Origin of the sequence: Rhodoligotrophos appendicifer (assembly GCF_007474605.1) — a bacterium.
Classification (GTDB): Bacteria; Pseudomonadota; Alphaproteobacteria; order Rhizobiales; family Im1; genus Rhodoligotrophos; species Rhodoligotrophos appendicifer.
The window spans coordinates 472,094-478,873 of sequence record NZ_VHKL01000005.1 but is presented as its reverse complement, the minus strand read 5'-3'; the positions used below and the strand labels follow the sequence as shown (position 1 = coordinate 478,873).

At 54.1% G+C, this 6,780-nt stretch carries 5 protein-coding genes; 2 read left to right on the top strand and 3 right to left on the bottom strand.

Annotated features, from left to right (window positions below; genetic code table 11):
* Positions 1–338 precede the first annotated feature (338 nt).
* Positions 339–1,727 carry a porin gene (locus FKM97_RS14080; protein WP_170240913.1) on the top strand — a complete coding sequence of 463 codons (1,389 nt, stop codon included), beginning with the start codon at positions 339–341 and terminating at the stop codon, positions 1,725–1,727.
* Positions 1,728–1,739: 12 nt separating this feature from the next.
* Here FKM97_RS14080 and FKM97_RS14075 read toward each other — a convergent pair whose 3' ends face one another.
* Positions 1,740–2,777 carry a sensor histidine kinase gene (locus FKM97_RS14075; protein WP_144293026.1) on the bottom strand — a complete coding sequence of 346 codons (1,038 nt, stop codon included), beginning with the start codon at positions 2,775–2,777 and terminating at the stop codon, positions 1,740–1,742.
* A gap of 386 nt (positions 2,778–3,163) precedes the next feature.
* Here FKM97_RS14075 and FKM97_RS14070 point away from each other — a divergent pair, with 386 nt between their 5' ends.
* Positions 3,164–3,769: an HD domain-containing protein gene (locus tag FKM97_RS14070; RefSeq protein WP_205014994.1), complete on the top strand. Its 606-nt coding sequence runs from the start codon at positions 3,164–3,166 to the stop codon at positions 3,767–3,769.
* 64 nt (positions 3,770–3,833) lie between these two features.
* On the opposite strand, the gene betB is transcribed toward FKM97_RS14070, so the two are convergent.
* Together betB and eno are read right to left on the bottom strand one after the other, a co-directional pair.
* Positions 3,834–5,321, bottom strand: coding sequence for a betaine-aldehyde dehydrogenase (betB, locus tag FKM97_RS14065; RefSeq protein WP_205014986.1), 1,488 nt, complete (start codon positions 5,319–5,321; stop codon positions 3,834–3,836).
* A 150-nt stretch (positions 5,322–5,471) separates the two neighbouring features.
* Positions 5,472–6,749, bottom strand: coding sequence for a phosphopyruvate hydratase (gene eno, locus FKM97_RS14060; protein WP_144293024.1), 1,278 nt, complete (start codon positions 6,747–6,749; stop codon positions 5,472–5,474).
* Positions 6,750–6,780 lie beyond the last annotated feature (31 nt).

Here is a 6,780-nt window from a genome sequence, read left to right as displayed (position 1 = left end):
ACCAGCCTAGCCAATGGACGGCTTTTACTCCGCCCGCACCGCCATCACGTCGGCGCTCCATGGCCTAATTTGTCACCGCCCTGCACAAATGCCCAAAATCTAAGAGGGCAATTCGGAGCCTGGTTCTTCTTCTGAATACTCACAACCTAGGGTCGTGATTTTTTGGGCACTACAATGCGGATTCTGTAATCTCTACACAGGAATCGATGAAATCCCCTCGCGTCCGGTATAAATTCCCTCATAGGTTGCATTAACAACCGAACGCCAATTGGCGCGAATGAGCGGCAGGATCTCGGGGGACAGCGATGAACATAGGGCATAGGGTCAAAGCCACAGCAATGGCCACCGTAACTCTTGCTGCTGTAGGCGTGGTGGCGTTCGGCGAATCGGTTAAGGCCGATGAACTCGCCGACCTCCAGCTCCAACTTCAATCTCTTCAATCCCAGTTGGAGCAGCTTCAAGCGGCCGCTCCCCACACATCTGTTACCCCCAAAGACTCGGGTCTCATAAGCTTCTATCGCGGGAGCGAGAACGAACTCGCGCCGTGGACGGAGCGGGTGGGCGACGCTCTTCCTGCAGATCGCGGCTTCACAGTTTTCGTCACCCCGACAGCTGACATGCCCGCTCCGGTTCATCAAGTGACTGTTTCCGGATACGTAAAGGGTGATTTTATTTATGATTTCAATCAAGATCTAGGTGATTACTTTGGATATTCGAATCTGACAGAGAGAAAGAGCAGTAAGCACGTTCGCTTTCATGCTCGTCAGTCCCGCTTTCGGATACAGTCGCGGTCCGACACTTCAGTCGGCCAAGTCCGCACATTGATCGAGGGCGATTTCTTTTCGGGAGGAGCGTTCGGCTCTACTGACTTTCGCATGCGCCACGCTTGGGGTGAGTGGGACATGCTGCCGAAATGGAGTTTTGGTGCAGGGCAAACTTGGCGCAACTTCATGTCTCTCATTACAGGCATTACGACTGTCGATTTCTTTGGTCCTGCGGGTTTGCTTGGCACGTCACGTGTAGGTCAAGTGCGGCTGACGTATCGCGACGGTCCAAACGTCTTCGCAATTTCCGTTGAGGATCCTACAGGTTATGATGAGTACGGTACAAACGCGCGCGGGCTCAATGACGAGATGCCGGATCTTGTGGCGCGTTGGCAGTATGAGACAGCCGCCGGCCATCAATTCCTTTTGTCGGGCGCAGGACGGCGCTTCGCTACCGAAAAGCGCCTCGGAGCAACTGACAGCGATGGAGCCTTCGGCTGGGTTGTACAAGGGGCCGCCACGATAAACCTCTCAGACTTCGGAACGCTATCTGCGGGTGCGATTTACGGCGACGGTGTCGGAAATTACTTGGTCGGCAACTCACCGGCTTATTGGATCAATCCCCTAAGTGGTGACATTAACAGTATCGCAGCCTTAGGGATCTTCGCAGGTGTAACTTTTGAGGTGAGCGAAAAAACAAGCATCAACTTTGGATGGGGGCTGTCGCTGCCAAACAAGTCAGACGTCAAAGACGCCGTCGCGGACGGGGGATATCTTACGGGTCGATTCAACAAGGAGGTTATGAGCCTCCACGGCAACCTAATTTGGAAACCAGTAAGCGAGCTTCAATTGGGTTGGGAAGTAATCTACGGCCAGAGGGACTTCTATGACATGTCCTTGGCCGGACGCTTACGGAGCGGTGACAATATCCGAGGGCAGTTCGGTGCCTGGTTCTTCTTTTAGTTTGGTTCTCTTTCAAGCAGGTGGCATCTCGGCCATTAAAGCGGATCGGTAGAGCCAATCATCTGTTGCGATTTCGGTTAGTGGCGCGGCAAGTCTGTAGACTATCCCGCCCTGCCGAAAACGCATAAGTGCCTGCCCCTGTATCGCTTGAGGGGTAATTTTCGTCAACATCGTTCGACCAAAGCCGCCCCGTTCGCCTTCCCAATCTGATCGGAGCCTACTGGGGCCTCTCTCACTCCAGACAAGGATGAAACAATTTCGACGCGGTGTTTCACCCGTTACTATGCGCCAGGAAATCGAGACTTCACCACTTGCCTCCAAAAGTGTCCCGTGTTTAGCAGCGTTTGTCACCAACTCATGAAGCGCGAGGCCAAGGTATTGTGCAGCATTGGACTTCAGCATCATCGGGCGTCCATGCGTTAAGATCTGTCGATCATACGCCTCGAGATAAGGCCCGAGCTGAAACTTGATCAGATCATCGATTGAAGCACCTTGCCAGTCCGTCGCGGTCAAGAGATCCTGAGCATGACCCAAGGATAACAAGCGCCCCGTAAACTTCGAAGCGAACTCGGCAATTGTCGAACTCGTGCGGGCAGTTTGGTTCGATAGACCCTGTATAATTGCAAGAAGATTCTTGGATCGATGCGCCACCTCGCGCATCAGAACAACCAGCCTTTCATCCATTAACCGCTGATCGGTTACATCAAGGGCGGCTGTGAAAACACCGAGTGTCGTTCCATCCTGATCCAGCCATGGATCCAATTTGACAGAGTACCAACGTCTTTCACCTGAGGGAAGAGTATGGAAGAACTCGCCGTTTTGCCCTCGTCCTGTTGAAATAACCGACCGCTTCAAGGGTACGATCTGTCTTGCCGTCTCCTCAGCAAGCACTTCGGCGTCAGTTTTTCCTAGAAGCTTGCCTTCTGAGAAGAACGGAACTGAAGTCGCAACCCAAACATAGCGCAGATCACAATCCTGGAGAAATGCGCTGGCGCGTGCAAAATCCAACGCGCTAGTTAGCCGGCGTATCTGCTCCAGAGGCGTCACCATGTCGTCATCGTCAGACGGCCCATCCGAGGCTTCTGCGATCCTTTAGTTCAGGACGAGCATTTAAGGTCAAGCAATTTACCAGGAGGCCACCTCACTGGTAAGAAGCGAAAAGCGCTCCAAAGATTACGATTATAAGAACCAGGGACACAATTAGTACGACCCTGACGTTCTGCCGTGGAGCACCCTGTCGAGCCTCGGTGGGAGTCAGAACAGGCTTTTGATCACCGGAGTGAGACGTATCTTGCTTATCAGTCATGGCGCTTCAACGCCGCCAATAAGCTTTGGTTCCACGTGTCTGAGCCTTGCGATCAGTTGCCTTCCAAGAGCTCGTTGATTCCCGCACCGCGTCCCGTATGCTAGCGAATGCGGCAACTGGGAGCATCACCATGGAAAGTGTCTCATTCACACAGATGAAGGACGGCAGCAAGGAAGACTACGAGTTGCTGCACGAACTGGAGAAAGCCTATCTCGCCCAGACTGCTGATCGGTTGTTACGTGAACTGGCCAGGCAAGCTGAGGAGACACTGTCTGGATACAAAATTAGTCGCCTTGAACATGGATTGCAGTCGGCGACCCGTGCACTTCATGACGGGGCGGATGCAGATTGGATAGTGGCCACCCTCCTGCATGACATCGGCGACGGATTGGCACCTCAAAATCACGATCGTTTTGCTGCTGAGATCCTCAGGCCTTACGTTCGCGACGAATGCGCGTGGGTTGTTGAGCACCATGGCGCTTTTCAAATGTACTATTATGCTCACCATTATGGCTGGGATCGCATGGAGCGCGAAAAATATGCGGACAGCCCTTTCTATCCCACGACTGTTGACTTCTGTGAGCGCTGGGATCAGACCTCGTTCGACCCCGATTATCCAATGAAACCATTGTCCTTTTTCGAGCCCCTTGTACGCCAAGTCTTCTCACGCAAAGCCTACGATCCGAAAGTGTTGCGCAGCGGTGAGGTTTTTGGCCTTCCAGAGGTAAGAATCTAGAAGTTCCGTCGATTTGGAATATCTTTGTTCAGAATATTAGCCGCTTTTCCGCTCTGTTAGCCTGTCAATACGGCGACTGAACTTTATCCGTTTCGACGTATACGGTTTTAATTTGAGTATAGTGTTCAATTGCGGCAAGGGAATTCTCTCGGCCCATGCCAGACTGTTTGTAACCACCGAAGGGCAGCTCAACCGGGGTCACATTGTATGTGTTGATCCAACAGGTGCCAGCCTCCAGCGCCGCGGCCACACGATGACCCCGCGCCAAATCGCGGGTGAATACCCCAGCTGACAAGCCATATATCGTATCGTTGGACCGGCTGATGACCTCAGCTTCCTCCTCGAAGCTCAAGACTGACATGACCGGGCCGAAGATCTCCTCCTTCACAATGGTCATGTCGTCTCGACAATCAGCAAAAACAGTGGGTTCAATGAACCATCCTGCTTCGCAGCCCTGCACCATGGCCCTTTGACCGCCGCAGATCAGCCGCGCGCCCTCGCTCTTGCCGCGCTCAATAAATTCCATGACCTTTTGCCCGTGTTCAGGCGAAATAAGTGCCCCCATCTGGGTTTGAGGATCGAGAGGATTGCCGATCCGTATTCTTTTCGCGTGCGAAGCCATCCTTCCAAGGAACTCTTCCAGCACCGATTTCTGTACGAAGACCCTGGTGCCGTTCGAACAAATTTCCCCTTGAGTATAGAAATTGCCGAGGATCGCGCCGGACACGGCGCTATCGAGATCGGCATCCTCAAACACTATAATCGGTGACTTGCCTCCAAGCTCCAGAGTGACATGCTTCAGGGTCTCTGCGGCGGCAGCCAAAACCTTCTTGCCTGTGCTGAGCTCCCCTGTGAGCGATACCTTCGCAATTCCAGCAGACCGTGTGAGCCATTGCCCCACGCTGGCGTCGCCCTGCACAACATTGAATACTCCAGCCGGCAGACCCGCCTCCGTGTAAATTTCAGCCAGCTTCGCGGCCGTCAGTGGGCTCATCTCCGCAGGTTTAAAGATCATGGCGTTCCCGCAGGCCAAGGCGGGTGCCGACTTCCAGCACGCGATCTGTATTGGATAGTTCCAAGCACCAATACCCGCGCATACCCCTAACGGCTCGCGCCGAGTGTAAGCAAAGTTGGCTCCAAACTGATAGTGATGACCATGAATGGACGCTGCTACGCCGCCGAAAAATTCCAGACAGTCAGCACCCGAATATATATCTACAGCGATCGCCTCCTGGATGGGTTTGCCGGTGTTCAGAACTTCTAGCGTGGCTAGTTCGTCGTTACGCTCACGCAACAGATCAGCAGCTCGGCGCAGGATCCGGCCGCGCTCCGCGCCGGTCATCTTCCGCCAGAGTTGGAAGCCAGCCTGAGCCGAAGCCAATGCGGCTTCCAGATCCGCTTCACTAGCCTGTTGGACGTTGCAGATAATCTCGCCGGTTGCAGGGTTCAACGCGTTGAACTGCTCGTTGCCTGCAGAGTTCACATAACGGCCGCCAATATAGTTTTTGAGAGACGTTTCACTCAGAGCCGCTTGCGCCGTCGGAGAATGCATGAGACCACCCATTTTTTCAGACTAGCTGCTTCGGCTTCAGTTCGAAGCTGGATTCCGTGCGGCAGAGTTTAATCTTCTCGCTTGCCGCTCGCCTTTATAATAAGGCGGGTGCCAAATCCTACCGGCAGGTTGCATGGGCCATAGTTTCCGTCAGCCCCGGAGAATTGAGCGTCCAGCATAGGTCGCCGCAGTGCCAAGCTGCTCTTCAATTCGTAGAAGCTGATTATATTTTGCGAGCCTGTCACTGCGCGCTAAGGAACCAGTCTTGATCTGACCACAGTTCGTCGCCACCGCTAGGTCGGCAATTGTAACATCCTCCGTCTCCCCAGAGCGGTGGGACATTACCGCCCTGTACCCGGCCTTGTGGGCAACCTCAACAGCCTCAAGCGTTTCCGACAACGTTCCGATCTGGTTGACCTTAACGAGGATCGCATTCCCCGCTCCTGCCGCAATTCCATCCCGCAGCCGCGCCGGATTGGTCACAAAGAGGTCATCGCCAACAAGCTGGATCTGGCTGCCGAGCCGATCTGTAAGCATCTGCCAACCATCCCAGTCATCCTCGGCCATTCCGTCCTCAATGGAAATTATGGGAAAGCGCTCTACCAAAGCGGCCAGGTATTCCGCCATTGATGCGGCATCAAGCACCATCTTCTCACCGGTCAGTTGATACTTTCCATCCCTATAAAATTCGGTCGATGCGCAATCCAAGGCCAACATTACATCATCCCCTGGCGTGTACCCCGCGAGCTCAATGGCACGGGTCACAAAATTCAATGCTTCTTCTGTTGAGGCGAGATTCGGCGCGAACCCTCCTTCGTCCCCAACATTGGTGTTATGTCCTGCATTCTTGAGTTCGCTGCGGAGGCGATGGAAAATTTCTGCCCCCATCCGCAGACCATCTGCGAAAGTTTCCGCGCCAATTGGCATGATCATGAATTCCTGGATGTCGATGGGATTATCGGCATGCGCCCCCCCATTGATAATGTTCATCATCGGCACAGGCAGGGTTCTCGCGGAGGTACCCCCCACATATCGGTAAAGAGGCAGGCCACTTGCCTGAGCAGCGGCATGGGCGACGGCAAGCGAAACGCCGAGAATCGCATTTGCTCCCAGACGAGACTTGTTATCGGTTCCGTCGAGGTCGATCATGATCCGGTCAAGTGCCACCTGATCCTCAGCATCAAGACCGGCGATAGCTTCGAAGATCTCCCCATTCACGTTGGCTACGGCCTGCGCTACGCCCTTGCCCCCGTAGCGACCTTGGTCGCTATCGCGCAGCTCCGCAGCCTCATGTGCTCCTGTGGATGCTCCCGACGGAACAGCCGCACGTCCGAAGTAGCCCTCCTCAAGGGTCACATCAACTTCCACGGTCGGGTTCCCCCGGCTATCGAGAATTTCGCGAGCCGTGATGTCAATGATAGCAGTCATGATCCCTACTCCGGTGAACAAAGGTCGGACG